General features: G+C 48.2%; 14 protein-coding genes. 12 read left to right on the plus strand and 2 right to left on the minus strand.

The window, feature by feature from the left end; genetic code table 11:
* The first annotated feature begins 3 nt into the window (after positions 1 to 3).
* The 6 genes from CWI69_RS03905 (at position 4) to CWI69_RS03930 (ending at position 9,803) form a co-directional block, all read left to right on the plus strand.
* The gene (locus CWI69_RS03905; protein ID WP_126762066.1) at positions 4 to 2,220 is read left to right on the plus strand and encodes an AAA family ATPase; all 2,217 of its coding nucleotides are present in this window, start codon (positions 4 to 6) and stop codon (positions 2,218 to 2,220) included.
* A 686-nt stretch (positions 2,221 to 2,906) separates the two neighbouring features.
* Positions 2,907 to 4,157 (plus strand): TolC family protein, encoded by a 1,251-nt coding sequence (locus tag CWI69_RS03910; protein WP_075610843.1) that lies wholly within the window; start codon positions 2,907 to 2,909, stop codon positions 4,155 to 4,157.
* Between the two features lie 3 nt (positions 4,158 to 4,160).
* Positions 4,161 to 5,306, plus strand: coding sequence for an efflux RND transporter periplasmic adaptor subunit (locus CWI69_RS03915; protein ID WP_058577379.1), 1,146 nt, complete (start codon positions 4,161 to 4,163; stop codon positions 5,304 to 5,306).
* A gap of 11 nt (positions 5,307 to 5,317) precedes the next feature.
* Positions 5,318 to 8,515, plus strand: a complete 3,198-nt coding sequence (locus CWI69_RS03920; protein ID WP_126762068.1) for an efflux RND transporter permease subunit — start codon at positions 5,318 to 5,320, stop codon at positions 8,513 to 8,515.
* Positions 8,516 to 8,577: 62 nt separating this feature from the next.
* The gene (locus CWI69_RS03925; RefSeq protein WP_011234878.1) at positions 8,578 to 9,465 is read left to right on the plus strand and encodes a cation diffusion facilitator family transporter; all 888 of its coding nucleotides are present in this window, start codon (positions 8,578 to 8,580) and stop codon (positions 9,463 to 9,465) included.
* Positions 9,466 to 9,467: 2 nt separating this feature from the next.
* A complete protein-coding gene (locus CWI69_RS03930; protein WP_011234879.1) occupies positions 9,468 to 9,803 on the plus strand; it encodes a YnfA family protein in 336 nt (111 codons plus the stop codon).
* Positions 9,804 to 9,854: 51 nt separating this feature from the next.
* Here CWI69_RS03930 and merR read toward each other — a convergent pair whose 3' ends face one another.
* On the minus strand, positions 9,855 to 10,298 hold the full coding sequence (gene merR / locus CWI69_RS03935) for an Hg(II)-responsive transcriptional regulator (RefSeq protein ID WP_011234880.1): 444 nt from the start codon (positions 10,296 to 10,298) through the stop codon (positions 9,855 to 9,857).
* 74 nt (positions 10,299 to 10,372) lie between these two features.
* On the opposite strand from merR, the gene merT reads away from it, so the two are divergent.
* The 6 genes from merT to CWI69_RS03965 all read left to right on the plus strand — a co-directional run bounded on the left by merT (position 10,373) and on the right by CWI69_RS03965 (position 15,716).
* Complete coding sequence (gene merT, locus CWI69_RS03940; protein ID WP_011234881.1) at positions 10,373 to 10,723, plus strand: mercuric ion transporter MerT; 351 nt, start codon at positions 10,373 to 10,375, stop codon at positions 10,721 to 10,723.
* A gap of 13 nt (positions 10,724 to 10,736) precedes the next feature.
* Entirely contained in the window at positions 10,737 to 11,036 is a 300-nt protein-coding gene (merP, locus tag CWI69_RS03945) for a mercury resistance system periplasmic binding protein MerP (RefSeq protein WP_034818174.1), read from the plus strand.
* A 55-nt stretch (positions 11,037 to 11,091) separates the two neighbouring features.
* Positions 11,092 to 12,495 carry a mercury(II) reductase gene (gene merA, locus CWI69_RS03950; RefSeq protein WP_126762070.1) on the plus strand — a complete coding sequence of 468 codons (1,404 nt, stop codon included), beginning with the start codon at positions 11,092 to 11,094 and terminating at the stop codon, positions 12,493 to 12,495.
* A gap of 1,449 nt (positions 12,496 to 13,944) precedes the next feature.
* Positions 13,945 to 15,075, plus strand: a complete 1,131-nt coding sequence (gene nrdB, locus CWI69_RS03955; protein WP_126762071.1) for a class Ia ribonucleoside-diphosphate reductase subunit beta — start codon at positions 13,945 to 13,947, stop codon at positions 15,073 to 15,075.
* Between the two features lie 5 nt (positions 15,076 to 15,080).
* Complete coding sequence (gene yfaE / locus CWI69_RS03960; RefSeq protein WP_126762073.1) at positions 15,081 to 15,344, plus strand: class I ribonucleotide reductase maintenance protein YfaE; 264 nt, start codon at positions 15,081 to 15,083, stop codon at positions 15,342 to 15,344.
* 105 nt (positions 15,345 to 15,449) lie between these two features.
* On the plus strand, positions 15,450 to 15,716 hold the full coding sequence (locus tag CWI69_RS03965) for a GrxA family glutaredoxin (RefSeq protein ID WP_126762075.1): 267 nt from the start codon (positions 15,450 to 15,452) through the stop codon (positions 15,714 to 15,716).
* Here the strand turns inward: CWI69_RS03965 and hrpA are convergent.
* Positions 15,713 to 19,450, minus strand: a complete 3,738-nt coding sequence (gene hrpA / locus CWI69_RS03970; RefSeq protein WP_126762077.1) for an ATP-dependent RNA helicase HrpA — start codon at positions 19,448 to 19,450, stop codon at positions 15,713 to 15,715. The genes CWI69_RS03965 and hrpA overlap by 4 nt on opposite strands.
* Positions 19,451 to 19,475: the final 25 nt, after the last annotated feature.

Here is a 19,475-nt window from a genome sequence, read left to right on the forward strand (position 1 = left end):
GAAATGTTTGAAGGTCTCCTGCAAATTAGAAAGGTTCGTAACAGAGGTCCCTTTGGTGGGGTTATTTTTTCTGCGGCTACCTTGGAGGCCAGGCCCAAAAGATATGTCGTTAAAGCTGATTGGAAAATAGCTCGCTCCCCCAGTCTATTCAAAGATAGGCATATCTGGCGCGTCAAAGGCGCTGTCAAAGATGAAACCATAATTTGGAAAGACGGTACGACAGCGAATGAGCGCGTAATTGAAGCAGAGTCCCTCACGTTTGAAAAAGCAAAAAACGAGAACCTAGCGAAGCTTCTCGCGCAATCCAGTGACTTCAAAGGAATTAGCGACCTCAAAGCAGAAAAGCTTGTTGAGTGTTTTGGAGACGGGTTAATAAAGATCGCAGTTGAGGGAGATATTGAGCGTTTACTACCCGTCGTCGGTCGAAATGTAGCGGAACGTATCATTACTGGCTTAAGAGAATACGAACAGCTTGGGACGTTGCAGCTTCTCGATGAATTAGGTGTGCCGCCCCGTGTCGGGGAGTCAGTATTAGAAATCTGGAAGAGCAATGCCTATGAGCAAATAAAGAAAAACCCGTATTTTCTTACTGCATTTATGGCCGACATGCACATGATCGATGGCTACGCAATCGACCGGTTAGGGATGGCACCAGATTCACCCCAAAGACTCATAGCGTATACCAAAGAGGTGTTATTTAAAGCCTTTAATAGTGGGCATACGTGCCTTCCGGTCAACGAACTTAGATATCGATTAAAACGGACTTTGCCTCAACCACTAGACGCGGCTCAAGCGATAGAGGTCGCGAGAGCACACGATGAAATAGTAATCATTGGTGACTTTGCACAAGTTAAGAGTATGGCAATTGTTGAAGCTACTGTCGCTGACATCATTACAAAATCACAAATCAGAGTTGTTTCAGACACTTTAGATAAAGACCTTAGTCACGCAATTGAATACTACGAGAAGAATAGTGGGATTAAATTAACGGACGAACAAACGAATGCCGTATTCCAGTGCTGCAAGCACTCTTTCACTCTTCTAACAGGTGGTGCCGGTTGTGGTAAGACAACCGTAATAGCGGCTATATGCTCATCTCTGGAGGCTTTAGGCTACACAAGCCAGGTCATCCTACTCGCATTGGCTGGAAAGGCTGCACAGCGAATTACCGAGGCTACTGGCCGAGAGGCAATGACTATAGCGAAATTTGTGCTTGCTTTAGAGCAGGAAGAGATATCGGATGATGCAGTAATAATTGTCGATGAAGCCTCAATGGTCGATATTTTGTCATTGCTTAAGATTTTAAAACGGTTTCCAAACAAGGGGCGTATTATTCTCACTGGTGATGAAGAACAATTACCTCCGGTGGGGGTTGGCTTAGGGTTGCATACTCTGGTTAAGTTGCCACTACCCCATCCCCAACTAACTGCAATTCAAAGGCAAACTAAGGAGTCTGGAATACCGGCAGTTGCAATGGCGATAAGACGTTATCCTCAAGTTCCAGGTGAAATTAAATTTGAACCGTACAAAGGATTAAAAGATGGCGTTAGCTTTATTGAGTGCAATGAGTCAGAGTTAAACACCCGAGCCCTTGAGGTTTATCAAGCATTAGGAGGGAATGGAACTTCCAATGAAGTTGCAATGGTTTCCCCGGTTAAACACCAGATAGGAGGTGTTGACGCCTTGAATTTGCTTGTTCATGACTCTCTCGCCAAAGGGGAGTCGATGTCCTTTAGTTCATCCGACTTCGGCTATTTTAATCACACCATATTAGGTAGCGCCTTACGTATTGGTGAATTGGTCATGTGCACTGTGAACGACTATGAGCGCGATATTCGTAATGGGTCGATTGGAAAAGTTATTGAACAAAAAGGAAATGAGGTCATTATTGATTTTACAGGACGAATCGTGAACCTCCCTGCCTCCAAGCTTTGCTCTCTGGACTTTGCCTACGCATTGACTGTACACAAGTCGCAAGGTAGTCAATTTGATCGGGTTGTAGTGATTGTTAAGCAGAGTCGAAATTTGGATAGACACATGCTTTACACTGCAATCACGAGAGCAAAAAAACAGGTTGTTTTAATTGGCGATCGAAACGCATTCATCGATGCTCTTTCTCAATCGAATGCCTTGAATAGGCACACTTTGCTTACACATCACTTCGAAGAGCACACTAGCTATCATTCACTCGGGACGCTAAATAATGCATCAGCTTTCTAGACAGATTTTAAAGTTACTGGAAGACACATCCTTCCCCGCTCGTTAGACCTAACGGGGAATGGGGTGAAGGTAAAACCTATTATGTCATGGAAAATTTAATCCCAGACCTAAAAAAGGACCAACAAGAATGTGTTTACTTCTCTCTAACTGGTCTATCGGGTTCTGACTTCAAGCTCCGATTGTTGTCTTTACATCACTCCGGCAGACACAGTTGCAGCTTGAAATTGAACACGGTATTCTAACCTTGTTAATGTAAATGGCTAAGGTTTGAAATGCTTAGACTGGGATTTTTATTACTAGTGATTGCTGCCGTTCTGACTCAAATCAGTCAGTCGGTTGCTGACGTGCATCAATCTCACCAGTCATCTTCTGAGCAACACCTCAATTTTGAGCATGACGAATCGCACATCGATAAGCGAAACCTACCTAAAAGTGGCGAAATCAGCTTTGACTGCCATCATTGCTGTCACTGCCATGGTTCATTTCATTTATATGCCATGAAGGCTGAAAAAACTCTCGCGTTACCACGAATGGGCACAATACGTCCTGGGTATACTGAGTTTTACACTAACCCTCTATCATCTCCGCTGTTCCGGCCTCCCATCTCCTCATAACTGCCTAATAAGCTGCGTTAGCAGCGCAAGAAATCATTATTTTACGCAGTAATATGACTGAGGAGTCTATCTATGGGTCCGTTTTCGACACATAGCAAACGCTTGTTTGTTGCCGTAAGTCTGGCAATAAGTTCAAGCTACGCCAATGCACAACAGTTGCCCGAGCAATGGCAAAAAACTGTGCAGCAACACCCCAGTGTTGAAGCCGCTCAACAGCAGGCTGAAGCGCTGATCCAACAGGGCAAACAATTAAATCAGCCTTTGTACAACCCTAGCTTATCGTCACGCTTAGAGCGCGAGGGTGACATCAATAATTACGCTGTTGGTCTAAGCCAGACGCTGGACTGGAGCACTCGCAATGAAGCAAGGGCCAGTCAGAGTGACGCCATGACGGCTATGGCAGTGAGTATTTATCGCCAGTCGGCGACATCGCATGCTAAAACTTTGTTGAATGCCTATGTGCAATGGCTGGACGCAAAACAGCGTTACGCACTGGCTGAGCAGCAAGAGAAAATCGTTAAACAGGCGATAAGCCTGGTTGCCGAACGACGTAAAGCCGGTGACTTAGGTGCCGTCGACGAACAACTGACGGTACTCGCGCTAAGTCGGCAACTGCAACAAACGGCAGCGGCTTATCAACAACTGCAATCCGCTGAAGCAGAGTTAAACGCTCTGCTAACAACGTCTGATGTCGGTCAACTCTCCATTAATGAGGAGCTATTTAACGTTGAACCTGCGTTAACGGCTCGTTGGCAACAACATCCAGCGTTAAAAGCCGCTTACCTGCAATGGCAATTAAAGCGCGCCGATGTCGACTGGAAACGCTCGTTAACCACCGCCAACCCAACCGTAGGCGTCGAAGCGGGCGAGAGCGATAACGAAACAGTAATTGGCTTATCATTCAGCATTCCACTACAGGTTCGCAATAACTACAGCGATGCGGTGCGCGCAGCCAATAGCGAAGCTGTTGCTGAAGAAAAACGTTTGATTGCACTAAGGCAACAATGGCAAGCAGCACTGAAATCGTCTCTTAACAATTATCGTTTTGTGAAAAAACAGTGGCAAAGCTGGCAAAGAGACTTTCAATCTCGGCAGGATGAGTCGATGCAGGTGATTGAACAATCCTGGCTCGCCGGTGACCTATCCACCACCGACTACCTCACCGCTGTGCAACAGCAGCTCGATAGCCAATTTGCAGGGATAGCGCTGCAAACACAATATCGGTTGGCCGCCATTGAATGGTTGTACCGTTCGGGCGAACTCAGTAAAGCGCTGACGTTATCGCCGTTAAGCCAGCAAACAAACGCAGAGATTGGAGAGTAAACGATGTCAGTAAAACCTTTATACGCAGCAATAGCACTTGCGCTGAGCTTTTCGGTTATGGCGCAGGATGAACACGGACACGACGAAAAAGAAGATACCCACAAGGAAGAAGGCAAACACGAGCAAGGTGAACATAAGGAAAGCTCAGGCGTGGAGCTATCCAGCAAGCAGCTATCCATGGCAGATATCACCACGCGAACCTTGCAAACTCAAGTCATTGAATATCCGGTTTATGCCCCGGGCGAGGTGGTTGCTAACGACTTTAATAGCTATATCGTGAGTCCGCGCATCGACTCGACCGTGCTCAAACGTTTTGTCAGTATTGGCGACCACGTCGAAAAAGGTGAGCCGCTGGCAACCCTCTTCAGCGCGACCATGGCGGAGGCGCAAAGTCAGTATTTGGTCACACTTAACGAGTGGCAACGCGTGCAGTCACTCGGCGAGTCAACGGTGGGTGAAAAACGCTTTGTCGAAGCGAAAAACGCCTTTACCTCAGCGCAAGCGCAACTCAAAGCATTTGGTATGTCAGCCAGCGACATTAAGCGTTTAAGTAAAGCTAACTACCCTATCGGCGAATACCAACTGACCTCAGAAATTGGCGGGATTGTGGTTAGCGATAACTTCAAGCAAGGCCAGCAAGTTAATGCCGGTAATCACTTGGTTGAAGTGCTGCAAGAAGAAACCTTGTGGGTTAATGCTCGTCTACCAGGCTCAGCTGACCTTAGTGTGCAGTTTGGTGATCCTGTTACAGTGAGTGTCGACAATCAGCGCTTTGCGGCAAAAGTCATTCAGGAAGGCCACACAATAGACCATAAAACCCGCACTCGAACGGTACGACTTGCGGTAAATAACGAAAAGGACCAATTACACCCTGGTTTATTTGCGGATGTTTATTTCTCAGTCAAGTCGGATGGACCGGTGCTTGCAGTTAAGGACTCAGCCTTAATGCGGGCCCCTGATGGTGACTGGCAGATATTCATTGAGCACGAACCCGGAAAGTTTGAACCGAAGAAAGTCGAATTGGTTGATGAAAAGGGTCCGTGGAAAGTTATTCGAGGCGTTAAGGAAGGCACAAAATACGTAGACAACGGCGCGTTTTTCGTTCGCTCACAAATCGCTAAAGGCGGTTTTGACCCACATAACCACTAACAGGAGGTTGTATGTTTCAGCGCATTATTCAGTTTGCTGTCGCCAATCGCCTGTTATTGGTATTGGCTTTATTCAGCATCAGCATTGCGTCATTTTTTATTATTCCCAAACTTAATCTGGATGCCTTTCCCGATGTTACCAACGTTCAGGTAACGGTAAATACGGAAGCACCCGGATTAGCAGCGACCGAAGTCGAGCAGCTGATTACCTATCCGATAGAGTCGGTGATGTATGCCCTGCCCGACGTCAAAGAAGTTCGGTCAATCTCAAAAACAGGTTTATCGGGCATTACCGTGGTATTTGACGAGAGTGTCGATATCTACTTTGCCCGGCAACTGGTATTCGAGCGGCTGCAAGCGGCAAAGGAATTGATTCCAGAGGGAGTCGGCACGCCCGAAATGGGCCCTAACTCTTCCGGTCTCGGCCAGGTTTATCAGTATCTGCTACTTGCCGAGCCGGGCTCTGATGTCAGTAGCATGGAGCTACGCAGTCTTAACGACTATGTGGTTAAACTGCTACTGATGCCCGTTGAGGGAATTACCGAAGTCTTGTCCTTTGGCGGTGAAGTTAAGCAATATCAGGTTAACCTCAATCCCGCCAAGCTGCTGTCTTACGACCTTACCCAGCAAGACGTCATGGGCGCGGTCAACAAGAATAACGGTAACGTTGGTGGTTGGTATATGCCCCGCGGTCAGGAGCAGTTGGTTATTCGCGGCACCGGCTGGCTGGAAAGCGGTAAAAAAGGTCTACAGCAGATACAACAAATACCGCTCAAAACCGTTGACGGCGTTTCCGTAACACTGGGCCAGGTTGCCGACGTCGAAATCGGCAGTGAAATTCGCCAGGGAGCGGTCTCAATGTCGCGTAAAGTCGACGGCGAGGTCAACCAGCTGGGCGAAGTGGTGTCGGGTATTGTGCTCAAACGCATGGGCTCGAATACCAAAGCCACCATCGACGGTATTAAAAAGCGCATTCCGCTTATTCAGCAAGCATTACCCGAGGGTGTCACCTTTGAGCCGTATTATGATCAGGCCGATTTAATACAAAAAGCCGTATCTACGGTCGCATATTCACTGCTCATTGCCTTTGTCTTTATTATCGCAGTATTAGCACTGTTTTTGCTCAACATACGCGCTACTTTTTTAGTGTTACTGTCCATTCCCGTTTCTATCGCCATTGCCCTGATGGTAATGTCCGCGATGGGCATGTCAGCTAACCTGATGTCGCTGGGCGGGATTGCTGTTGCCATTGGTATGCTGGTCGACGGCTCCGTGGTGATGGTTGAAAACATCTTTAAGCACTTAAGTCGTCCGGATAGTGAACACCAAGGCGACGCCGAGCAACGCACAGAGCACCGCGACCCGGATCTTCAGGCAGCCAAACTCGATAGCCATGGTATCAAGCTGCGAGTTAAGGAAGCGGCTAACGAAGTGGCACGACCGGTATTCTTTGCCGCCATGATTATCTTGGTGGTCTTTATGCCACTGTTTAGTTTTCAGGGTGTTGAAGCTAAATTATTTGAGCCCATGGCGATCAGTATTATGTTGGCCATTATCTCCGCGGTTTTTGTGGCCATTATGGTTGTCCCGGCATTAGCCAGTTACTTTTTCAGTCGGGGTATTAAGCCTCGTGAAAATAAACTGCTTAAACCACTAGATAATGGTTATAAAAGACTATTATCGGTGGCGTTACGCAGTAAAAAGGCTGTTATTACCCTGGCCGGTGTGCTGTTTGTCGGCGCTTTGGTGTTAGTGCCTCGTCTCGGCACAGAATTTGCGCCCGAATTGGAAGAAGGCACGATTAATATTCGCGTGACATTAGCCCCCTCCTCTAACCTTGAAACGGCCTTAGAGGTGGCTCCGAAGCTTGAAAAAATCCTGATGTCGTTCCCGGAAACCACCTACGCACTCAGCCGCATTGGACGAGCTGAAGTGGGTGGTGATCCAGAGCCTATCAGCAACATCGAGATATACGTGGGTCTCAAGCCGCAGTCTGAATGGACAACAGCATCGGATCGCTACGCCTTACAAGAAAAAATGGAGGCAAAACTCGATGCTCACCCAGGCTTGTTGTTTAATTTTTCACAACCTATCGCAACACGGGTTGATGAACTGCTCTCAGGTGTAAAATCGCAGCTAGCCATCAAACTATTTGGACCCGAGCTTGACGTGTTGGCCCGTAAAGGCCAGGAAATAGAAAGTGCCGTCAAGCAAGTTGACGGGGCCGTTGCAGTAGCGATGGAGCAAATAAAAGGTGAAGCACAACTCGTGGTTTCGCCGAAACGCCAACAACTCTCACGCTACGGCTTAAATGTCTCCGATGTACTGAGCGTTGTCGACAATGGCTTGGGTGGCGCTTCGGCAGGCCAGATCATTCGCGGTAATGAGCGCTATGATATTTACGTGCGGCTGGCCAAGCAATTCCGCGATACGCCGGAGTCTATTCGCTCGTTACGCTTGTTAACTCCTTCGGGAGCCTGGGTAACCGTAGGCGAAGTCGCCCACGTCGCAATTGAATCAGGACCACCGCAAATCCGTCGTGATGACGTACAGCGTCGCGTTGTGATTCAATCGAACGTTCAGGGTCGTGACATGGGTAGCGTGGTTGCCGATATTAGGAAGGCGATTGACGAGAAGGTGGATTTACCAACCGGTTACTCAGTCGACATTGGTGGCCAGTTCGAAAGTCAACAACGAGCACAGGAGCGCTTGTCCATTGTCGTTCCCATATCGCTGGCACTCATCGCCCTGCTGCTTTATTTTGCTTTCGGCACCATGGGTCAAGCCATGTTGATTTTGGTGAATGTACCATTGGCAGTCATCGGCGGTATTGTGGCACTCTATGTGTCAGGACAGTACTTATCGGTGCCCAGCGCCGTGGGTTTCATCACACTGTTTGGTGTGGCGGTACTAAACGGTGTGGTTCTGGTCGAGAGTATTAACCAGAGAATAACCGATGGGCATGCGGTTAATGATGCCGTGTTTGATGGCGCGTGGTCGCGACTACGCCCGGTATTAATGACAGCAATAACCTCAGCGTTAGGACTCATTCCCATGCTGTTTGCAACCGGTGCAGGGGCTGAAATTCAACGCCCACTGGCTACCGTCATTGTTGGTGGTTTGGTATCAGCTACTCTGCTGACATTGGTTATCTTACCCGTGCTCTATCCTTGGTTTTCGAAACAAAAAATTAAGGATCTGAGCCGTTAGGGTTCAATAGCATTTAAGGGGGCGGTTATTGTCGCCCCCTTTTATTAAAAGAGGAACGTATTATGGGACATCACCATAACCATGATCACTCAAAGGACATGCCGTCCAACCGATTAGGTTGGGCATTCCTGCTTAACTTTGTTTTTACCATTATTGAGTTCATTGGTGGTTTTCTTACCAACAGTACCGCCATTTTAGCTGATGCCGTTCATGATCTTGGCGATAGCCTGTCGTTAGGTCTCGCGTGGATACTAAATAAACTTGGCAAAAAACAGGCTAACCAACACTTTACCTACGGTTATAAAAGACTGAATCTTGCCGGTGCATTTATTAATGCCGTTGTGTTAATCGCAGGCTCTGCCTGGGTACTTGTGGAAGCAATTCCCAGACTCTGGAACCCTCAGATGCCCGTCGCTGATGGCATGATTGCTTTAGCCGTCGTTGGCATTACAGTTAATGGATTTGCTGCTTACAAATTGTCAGAGGGCAAAACGTTAAACGAACGCGTTATTAACTGGCACTTGCTGGAGGATGTTCTCGGCTGGGTCGCTGTACTTATCGTTGGTATTGTTTTGCTGTTTGTGGATTGGCCAATTCTCGATCCGCTACTGTCGATTGGTTTTACTCTATTTATTTTAGTGAATGTGCTGCGCAACCTGTGGGCAACGCTGAAACTCTTCATACAAGCAACTCCGGACAAAGAAACCTACAGACAAGTCGCTGACACTTTGCTGGAGCTACCTCATGTTGCTGACCTACACCATCTGCATTTTTGGTCACTAGATGGCGAGGAGCATGTATTAACCGTTCATTTGGTGTTATCTAAAAACCTTGATATCGAGGCCCGTAGCGATTTAAAACAGCGCATCGATGACGTCCTTGCGCCCTATGCTTTAAGCCATACAACGGTAGAACTAGAAGATCCTGATGAAGCCTGTAGGGACAACTGATAATGAGTGCATTATTTTTAATGAAAACATTGGGCTTATTTATTGCCACCGCAATTGCTGAAATTGTCGGATGCTATTTACCCTACCTATGGCTCAAAGAGGGCCATTCGGTTTGGTTGCTCATTCCGGCGGCAGTGAGCTTAGCCTTATTTGCTTACTTGTTAACACTTCATCCGGCGGAAAGCGGGCGGGTCTACGCAGCTTATGGTGGTATTTACGTGTTAACTGCCATAGTCTGGCTGCGAATTGTCGATAAATCGCCACTATCCAATTTCGACCTGATTGGCACGGCGTTTGTGCTAACCGGTATGGGGATTCTTGTGTATGGCTGGCGTTAGCTATAAAGCAATTCAGTTAAAGAACTCCGCTCAAAAGTTTTACTACACAGACTAACGCACCTTATGTTTGTCCGTGGTAGCGTCCTCAACCCCGTCATTAAGCGAGGCCATCAGTGGACAATAGACATCTCCGTGTCCGGCGCTGCATTTTTGCACCAGCTCATTCAACGCTCGTTCAATTTGCTGTAAGTGCGATATCTTTCGACGAACACTGGTGAGCTTTTGCTCCCCAAGCTCCCGTGCCTCATCGCAATGAGCGCCATCTTGCAGAGTTAATAGCTCACCAATTTCATCCAGACTAAATCCAAGCCATTGAGACGCGCGAATAAAATGAAGCCGAGCAAGCGCTTGTTCGTCGTAATGTCGGATCCCCCCATACGGCTTTTCCGGCTCGCTCATTAGCCCTCGGCGCTGATAATAGCGCACCGTTTCCACGCCCACGCCGGCTGTTTTGGCCAGCGTGCCAATTGTCATTACGTTGCGTTTTTTTAACATAGCTATTGCTTCCGTAGTGAGGTACGGGTTTAAGATTAACACATTAAAGCAAAATGCCCGAAGGAGTTACTCTTATGTCAAATTCAAAATCTGGTCGGGGCTCTCTTCTCGCGGGAGGGATCGCAGCGACTCTGGCATCTGCGTGTTGTCTGGGTCCCCTCATATTACTTGCACTCGGTGTATCCGGGGCCTGGATTGGGAGCCTCACAGCACTTGAGCCTTATCGACCCATTTTTATTACCATTGCATTGATTGCCATATTCTTTGCCTGGCGTCGAATATACCGGCGTGCTGATGACTGCAACCCTGATAACACCTGCGCAACGCCAAATGCTCGTAAGAGCTACAAAGTGATGTTTTGGCTCGTTGCGGTGCTTACTTTAACAGCATTGGCTTACCCCTATGTTGTTCCTTTGTTTTACTAGGAGGCAATACACGATGAAAAAAACAATGATAACAACCATTTTATTTTTACTGTTTAGCATGCCCGCATTGGCGGTTGAGAAAACGGTTACGCTATCAGTACCCGGTATGACATGCGTCACCTGCCCAATTACTGTCAAAGCTGCACTTGGCCAAGTTGCAGGTGTGAGCGCCGTCGATGTCCGTTTTGAAGAGCGGGATGCAACCGTGACATTCGACGACGAAAAAACGTCAGTTAAGCAGCTCACTGAAGCAACGACAAATGCAGGATACCCATCAACACTGAAAGCAACGGCACCAAAAAATCAGTCATGAAACATCACAATGCCTTATAGCTGCTGTAAAACTGAAAGACCAAGGAGTAACCGTTATGAGTAATAACAATTTACACATTGCTGTCATTGGTAGCGGCGGCAGTGCGATGGCTGCGGCACTCAAAGCGACCGAGGGAGGTGCCCGAGTGACGCTCATTGAGAGAGGTACTATTGGCGGAACTTGTGTCAATATTGGCTGTGTCCCGTCTAAAATCATGATCCGAGCGGCTCATATCGCCCAACTGCGGCGAGAAAGCCCTTTTGATAAAGGCTTAAGTACCCATACTCTTAAGGTAAATCGATCAGCTCTCCTCGAGCAACAACAGGCTCGGGTAGAAGAACTCCGTGAATCCAAATACCAGAGTATTCTTAGAGAGAATTCCGCCATTACCGTTATTAACGGCGAAGCCCGCTTTATAAACGATGAAACTCTTTCCGTATCACTTTGCGATGGCGGTGAGCAAACGGTTCACTTTGACCGTGCTTTTATCGGCACCGGGGCCCGACCCGCACAACCACCCATCCCCGGCTTAGCTGAAACCCCTTACCTTACTTCGACAAGCGCATTAGGGCTAAGTAACATTCCTAAGCGCCTCGCTATTATTGGAGCCTCGGTCGTTGCTCTTGAATTAGCACAGGCCTTCGCGCGTCTCGGTAGTGAAGTTACTGTTTTGGCTCGCAGTCGGGTGTTATCCCAAGACGAGCCTGCCATTGGTGAGGCAATAGCCACTGTTTTTTATCACGAAGGCATCAATGTGCTTGAGCATACAGAAGCCAGCGAAGTGCGTTACGACGGACAACACTTCATTCTCAAAACCAATGCCGGAACATTAAAAGCAGAACAACTGCTCGTGGCCACAGGCCGCACGCCCAATACGGAAAACCTCGATTTAGAAACCATCGCCGTACAAACCGAGCGCGGTGCCATAACGATTAACGATCGCATGCAAACCTCTAACTCAAGAGTATATGCGGCAGGCGACTGTACGAATCAGCCGAAGTTTGTCTATGTCGCCGCCGCAGGCGGCAGCCGAGCCGCTATTAACATGACGGGCGGTGATGCGCATCTTGATCTCAGTGCCATGCCCGAGGTTATCTTTACTGATCCACAAGTCGCCACGGTGGGTTTATCAGAAGCTGATGCTAAAACTGGTGGTTACGTCACCGAAAGCCGCACGTTGGGCCTTGAAAATGTCCCACGGGCATTGGTTAACTTCGATACCCAAGGGTTTATAAAAATTGTCGCAGAAAGTGGCAGCGGCCGGCTGCTCGGTGTTCAAGTCGTCGCAGGAGAAGCTGGTGAGTTGATTCAAGCTGCTGTAATGGCGATAAGAGCAGGAATGACAGTCAATGAGTTGGCTGATGAGCTCTTCCCATACCTTACGATGGTAGAAGGCTTAAAGTTATGTGCTCAAACATTCACTAAAGATGTTAAGCAATTATCTTGCTGCGCTGGATGAGACAATTGATAGGGAGAAGACAAGACCAACGGCAGATCAATAAGCAGTAAAAGTACGCTTGAGAAGGGTTCGCAACTACGAGCTGCTGGCTCCTACCAAGAGCAGTAGTACATTTATAAAACAAAAGATACGGGTTCATTGCATGCAATACATCGTGAAACATTGAGAATTTTCAGACTGTTCGCGAGCAAGTACCGTCAGTAAGGCTCGGGCACCTAAATTTGTACCATTGACGACGATGTTATTCACATTGATGATTTATTTCTTAATGAAGCGCACCGCTAATACGGAATTGGCAGTGGCCTGGTAGAGACACTGCTCAATACTAGACTCCGAAAATTTTACGAGAAGTTCGGTCTCTACTTCGATGAATAACCCGACGACCGTGGGCAACAGCCATTTAGATTGCATTTAGTTGACGCCGTAGAGCACTAGAGCAGAAAGCTTCGGCCGCTATCAGCGCAAGATACCTTAGATGTCCTGGATCCATTCTATCCAATCTGGTTACTTTCCAACAGGACACACGATTAAGTTAAAAATCCACAATTATCAATTGAGTAGACTAGGTTTGGCGATTTCTGTATAAATCCCGGCTTACCCTCTATTTCATTATCTTTACGGACTGGTGCTATAAAGTCTTATTTTGTTTTTGGTTGCTCAATAATTGAGGGGATTTTGGCAAGTCGGGGAGAACTTTTAGCCGTATCAAAGGCAGCTATCTAAGAAGTCATTTGGTAAATTGTTGACAGCTTGGTCAACCGATGGTGTTCCGCGTGAAGAGATTGCAGCTATATGGGATGGCTTGAATTTGCTGCTTGAGTACAGAAATTTTATACACGTAGGGAAGGCCGTACGAAACGAAAATGCATACTGGCAAAACATTCTTAATAGGGAGCCAGAACTGATTTCCGCAGTCGATCGATGCCTAGAGTATTTGTCTGATTGCTGCAATGGATTATAGCCAACTTTTCCGCAAACCCCTTTCCAACTTGATGGCAGTAGTTTACTGTTGAAGCTTAGACAAAGGCCGGGGTACTTTAGGTCATTCGCATTCTCTTAGAGATTAAGTTTGATGATGGCAGGTCTGCTAACAGGCGCTGTTATAACGCCCTTACAAGACAAGAAAAACCGTGAATAATATCTCCTGCACCAAAATACTCAACCGTTAAACAGTTGAAGGTGGGAAACATCCTCAACCGTTCAACGGAGGATCTGAGTAATGAAATGTAACATTTTGACGCTTTTGCACTTGTATCAAAAGGGTTCTTTTTTGCTCAAATAGAGCCTGATTTTGTGATACATTAGAGGGCAGTTACAAATTATGTTGCTATGTAAGTAAAGAGTGAGTGTAGTGAGCTATAGTCGGCGGGATTCAGAACCGACCCACCCACCCAGCTGTTACATAAAAACTAACTACATAGCAAAATCTAATAATAAGGCGCTAATTTAATGAGTTATTCAACCTTTAATAAGAACCAGATTAATCCGTTGCAGGAACCGATGTTCTTCGGAAATTCGGTCAACGTAGCGCGGTATGATCAGCAAAAACATAGTATTTTTGAAAAGCTCATCGAGAAACAAATCAGCTTTTTCTGGCGCCCGGAAGAGATTGATGTCAGTCGCGATCGCGTTGACTTTCAAAACCTAACCGAAAGCGAAAAACATATTTTTATCTCGAATCTGAAATACCAGACGTTGCTGGACTCGGTACAGGGACGCAGTCCGAATATCGCCCTGCTCCCGATCGTTTCCATTCCTGAATTGGAGACCTGGATAGAAACATGGTCATTCTTTGAGACCATTCATTCGCGCTCGTATACCCACATTTTGCGTAACCTGTTTACCGACCCAAGCCAGGTTTTTGAAGACATCGTCATTAATGAAGAAATTCAGAAGCGGGCTAATGATATTTCGCAATACTATGACGACCTGATATTTTACACCCAGCTTTGGCAAACCCATGGTGAGGGTGATATCGAAATTGATGGTGAGGTTCATCACGTCTCCATGCGCGAGCTCAAAAAGAAGCTGTTTCTGTGTATCAACTCTGTGAACGCCCTTGAAGCCATCCGCTTCTATGTCAGTTTCGCCTGTACTTTCGCCTTCGCTGAGCGTGATTTAATGGAAGGTAACTCGAAGATCATTCGTTTGATCGCGCGCGATGAAAACTTACATTTAGTCTCGACGCAGAACATCTTGAATCTGTGGCAATACGGTCAGGACGACCCAGAAATGAAGGAAATTGCCGAAGAGCTTCGTGATGAAGCCCTGGCGATATTCATGAAAGCGGTTGAACAAGAGAAAGAATGGGCGCATTACCTGTTTCAGCACGGCTCAATGATTGGTCTCAACGAAGAGATCCTGTGCCAGTATGTTGAATACATCGCCAACATGCGCATGGAAGCTATAGGTTTTGATGCGCCGTTTAAACAGCGCAATAATCCATTACCCTGGATGAACAAATATTTAGTCTCGGATAACGTTCAGGTTGCACCACAGGAAGCGGAGATTTCGTCTTACCTGGTCGGCCAAATCGATAGCTCGGTGAGCGCATCGGATTTAGGGGATTTTGAGCTGTAACTGCCATGAGCACCACCTTTAAAGTACGCGTCAACGGTCAGCATGAGCTGACCGTTGATCCATCCGAGGGCTCTTCTTTGCTCGAAGCGATGGAAGCAGCTGGCATCGAAACACGCTACCACTGCCGTGACGGTTTTTGCGGCGCCTGTCGCACACAAGTTACCAGCGGCACCATTGCCTACATCAACGAACCCCTCGCTATCGTTCGCCCGGGCGACTGTCTGGCGTGCTGTTGCGTACCCACCTCAGATTTAGAAATTGACCACTAATCGATTAAACCGATACCGGCAATAGATCGAGATCATTGGCGATCACCAGCCATTTCAGGCAGAATACGCCACATAGTATGTAGTTTAAAAATTGTGGGAGTAAGTATGTTTACAGTAATTTTTGGTCGCCCTGGTTGTCCGTTTTGTGTCCGCGCCAAGCAAATCGCAGAGAAATTGGTCGAAGATCGTGACGACTTCGAGTTTCGTTACATCGACATGCACGCAGAAGGGATCAGCAAAGCTGATCTTGAAAAAACCGTAGGCGCGCCGGTACTAACAGTGCCGCAGATTTTCATCGATGAAAAACACATTGGTGGCTGCACAGAGTTTGAAGCTTACGCACGAGAAAACTTAGACTTGTACGCTGCCTAAGTTTTCACCGCTGCCAGCGCTTGTTGAACCCGCTTCTCCGACACCGGATAGCGGGTTCCTAGTTTTTGGGCGAAGAAACTTACCCGCAACTCCTCCAGCATCCAGCGAATTTCGACAACCGGTTCAGGCAGTGCCTGTCCCGCTGGCCATTTGGCCTTAAGCTCTTTATACGCAGCAGTCAGTTTTTGTAAAGTGAGTAAATGCAACCGATCGCGATTTGGATCCACCGGCAATTTCTCGAGACGCTGCTCAATGGCCTTCAAATAGCGCTCAATATCCATTAATCGCTGCGCTCCTGCCTCACTGACAAAACCTGGATACACCAGCTCATCAAGTTGTTGTTTTATGTCCGCATGCGCCTGAATTTGATCCAGTGCCACCGAACCTTTCAATTGTTTACGAATTTTTTGCGTACGCACTAAGCAAGGTTCAACCTGCCGGGCGATGGCAGTTACACGTTCATTGAGCTCCCCCCGAGCCAGTTCTACCACATCGCGAAAGGCCGTTTCGTTACGAATCGGTTGTGCTGCAATAAATTCATCGAGGGCAGCAACAATGCAGTCTTCAATTAAAGCATCGACTTTGCCCCAGGGGTTGTAGTACATCGCCAGCTTAGCTTTATTCGATAAGCTTTGCTGCAAGTAACGCACCGGTGACGGCAGTTGCAGTTGCAACAGTTTTCGTAATGCTTTTTGATGCGAGTATATCGCCTGCTCAGGCTTATCAAATAAGGTTTCCCGCACGCCGTCTTTGGTCGCTTCCAGAGCCGGATAAGCTTTGACCGAGTAGCCACGGTGCTGACGTTCACGAACTTCCACTAAGGTTCCAAACTGCCAGTCTGTTACCGCCTTCTGCGCTGGCTGTTCCGCCACAGCTTCACGTAACGCATGCTGCACCTTGCCCTGTAAGCGCTGTTGCAGCATCAAAAGATCACGACCATCAGCAACAGTAGCGCCCTTTTCATCTTCGATAACAAACCGCAACTGCAGATAGTCTGGTAGCTGGGCGGCATCCCAGGCATCGTCAGGCACAGTTACCCCCGTCATACGCCGTAACTTCTCGCTCAGTACCTCAAGCAAAGGACGCTGCAGTAACGCATGAGGATCTTTTTCCTCAGCACAGGCCTGCAGGAATGCCTGCGCGTAATTCGGCGCAGGCACGAAATGGCGGCGCCAGTTTTTTGGCAGGGATTTGATCCAGTGCACCACCAGCTGCTCGCGCAACGCCGGTACCTGCCAGTCGAAGCCCTCGGGTTTAAGCTGGTTCACCAACGTCAATGGTACATGCACCGCCACCCCATCAATGGGATCATTGGGCTCAAAGTGATAGCTCAACGGCAAGGTCAGATCCCCTTGTTGCCAGCTATCCGGGTAATCCAGCTCGGTGACATGGCCGGCATCCTGCGTCATCAAATCTGTACGTTCAAAGAACAGCAGTTGCGGATCATTCTTCGCAGCTTTATGCCACCACCCTGCCAGCAACTGTTCGTTGTAAATGCCCGCCGGGATTTCTGCTTCATAAGCATGGAAGAGTGCTTCATCGTCCACCAGGATGTCGCGCCGTCGCGACTTATCCTCAAGTTCACGAATTTCTTCTATTAAGGCCCGGTTATGTCTGATAAAGGGTAACTGCCGTTTCAGTTCACCGCTCACCAGACCGTCACGAATAAAAATTTCACGGGCAGCTACCGGATCAACCGGGCCATACTGCACCCGCCGCCGCGGTACGATGATCAAGCCGTATAATGTCACCTGCTCATCCGCAACCACAGAGCCTGACTTTTTCGAAAAGTGTGGCTCGAAATAGTTACGTTTCACCAGATGCCTGGCCGCGGGCTCAATCCACTCAGGTTCAATGCGGGCATTAACGCGCGCAAATAAACGACTGGTTTCCACCAGTTCTGCCGCCATTACCCATTTCGGTGGCTTTTTAAACAGACCAGAGCCGGGGAAAATGTAAAACTTGCGATTACGCGCCCCTAAAAACTCGTGACCTTCCTGCTTATTACCTAAATGCGACAATAAGCCGGTTAACAGTGCCCGATGTACGGCCTCAAAACTCGCTTGTTCCTGATTGATCTTATACCCCAGACCGCGAACCGTCTGCCGGATTTGGCTGTAAACATCCTGCCACTCACGCACCCGCAGAAAATGCAAAAACTCAGCTTTTAACTGTTTCCTGAACTGGCTTTTTGATAGTGTCCGCTGTTGCTCCTGCAAATAATTCCAAAGATTCAGATAGCCATTGAAATCAGAATCTTTGTCATGAAAACGTTGATGGAACTCATCTGCCTTTTGCCGTGCTTCCTGGGGCCGTTCCCGCGGATCCTGAATACTCAGCGCAGCCGTAATCACCATAACTTCCTGCATACAACCGAATTCATTGGCGGCCAATACCATCCGTGCCAGACGAGGATCTATGGGCAATTGTGCCAGTTGTCGGCCCAATCCGGTCAATTGCGGCCCCGGCGGCTGGCCGCGACGCCGCTTACCTTTACTAAGCTGTAAGGCATGCAGTTCCTGCAACAGATTCATGCCATCTTTAACAAAGCGCTCATCAGGTCGGTCAATAAAGGGAAATTTGCGGATATCGCCAAGCTTCGCTGCGGTCATCTGCAAAATAACCGCTGCCAGGTTAGTACGTAGTATTTCCGGCTCGGTATATTCCGGCCGCTGCAGAAAGTCTTCTTCGCTGTACAGACGGATACAAATGCCTGGCGCGACCCGGCCACAGCGCCCCATACGTTGATTGGCACTGGCCTGGGAAATCTTTTCAATAGGCAGGCGCTGAACTTTAGTGCGGTAACTGTAACGGCTGATTCGCGCCGTACCCGGGTCGATTACAAAGCGAATTCCGGGGACGGTTAAGGAGGTTTCTGCAACGTTGGTTGCTATTACAATCCGCCGCTGACTGTGACTTTGAAAGACACGGTTCTGCTCGTTCGCTGACAAACGGGCGAACAAGGGCAGGATTTCCGTATTCGGCAAGTCCAGCTCGCTAATTGCTTCGGCAAAGTCGCGTATCTCCCGCTCGCCCGAGCCAAATATCAAAATATCGCCGCTGGCCTCACGAAAGAGTTCCTGCACTGCATCGCAAACACCCTGTACCACATCGCCGCTATCCTCATCCCCTTCAAGTGGGCGATAGCGTGTTTCAACGGGATAGGTACGGCCACTTACGGAAATCACCGGCGCGTTATTAAAATGCTTGGCGAAGCGCTCGGTTTCAATGGTTGCTGAGGTGATCACCAGTTTCAAGTCAGGACGCTTAGGCAGGAGTTTGGCCAGTACACCCAGCATAAAATCGATATTCAGACTGCGCTCATGCGCCTCATCGATAATAAGTGCATCGTACTGGCGTAGCATGCGGTCATTCTGTAACTCAGCCAGCAACATACCGTCCGTCACTAACTTGATGGCGGTACTGGGCGCGGTCTGATCCTGAAAGCGAACTTTATAACCAACGGTTTCGCCTAACGGTGTCTTTAACTCGTCGGCAATACGTTGCGCTACACTGCGGGCAGCGAGGCGCCGCGGCTGGGTATGGCCAATCAGGGTACCCTGTTGATGCTGGCCGTAACCAAGTTCTAAGAGCATTTTGGGCAGTTGCGTGGTTTTACCTGAACCAGTCTCGCCCGCCACGATAACCACCTGGTTATCACGTATCGCTTGTTGGATCTCAGCTTTGGCCTGGACGACCGGTAGGTCGTCAGGGAAATGAATCGTCGTTTGCACGCACTATCCTGCAGTTACATCAGCG

The organism is Pseudidiomarina halophila (genome assembly GCF_003987215.1).
GTDB lineage: Bacteria > Pseudomonadota > Gammaproteobacteria > Enterobacterales > Alteromonadaceae > Pseudidiomarina > Pseudidiomarina halophila.

Coding starts and splice junctions, on each gene's coding strand:
- CWI69_RS03930 (WP_011234879.1), top strand. CDS start 9,468: ATGAGTGCATTATTTTTAATGAAAACATTGGGCTTATTTATTGCCACC.
- merP (WP_034818174.1), top strand. CDS start 10,737: ATGAAAAAAACAATGATAACAACCATTTTATTTTTACTGTTTAGCATG.
- merR (WP_011234880.1), bottom strand. CDS start 10,298: ATGTTAAAAAAACGCAACGTAATGACAATTGGCACGCTGGCCAAAACA.
- merT (WP_011234881.1), top strand. CDS start 10,373: ATGTCAAATTCAAAATCTGGTCGGGGCTCTCTTCTCGCGGGAGGGATC.
- yfaE (WP_126762073.1), top strand. CDS start 15,081: ATGAGCACCACCTTTAAAGTACGCGTCAACGGTCAGCATGAGCTGACC.
- CWI69_RS03905 (WP_126762066.1), top strand. CDS start 4: ATGTTTGAAGGTCTCCTGCAAATTAGAAAGGTTCGTAACAGAGGTCCC.
- CWI69_RS03910 (WP_075610843.1), top strand. CDS start 2,907: ATGGGTCCGTTTTCGACACATAGCAAACGCTTGTTTGTTGCCGTAAGT.
- CWI69_RS03925 (WP_011234878.1), top strand. CDS start 8,578: ATGGGACATCACCATAACCATGATCACTCAAAGGACATGCCGTCCAAC.
- merA (WP_126762070.1), top strand. CDS start 11,092: ATGAGTAATAACAATTTACACATTGCTGTCATTGGTAGCGGCGGCAGT.
- CWI69_RS03915 (WP_058577379.1), top strand. CDS start 4,161: ATGTCAGTAAAACCTTTATACGCAGCAATAGCACTTGCGCTGAGCTTT.
- CWI69_RS03965 (WP_126762075.1), top strand. CDS start 15,450: ATGTTTACAGTAATTTTTGGTCGCCCTGGTTGTCCGTTTTGTGTCCGC.
- nrdB (WP_126762071.1), top strand. CDS start 13,945: ATGAGTTATTCAACCTTTAATAAGAACCAGATTAATCCGTTGCAGGAA.
- CWI69_RS03920 (WP_126762068.1), top strand. CDS start 5,318: ATGTTTCAGCGCATTATTCAGTTTGCTGTCGCCAATCGCCTGTTATTG.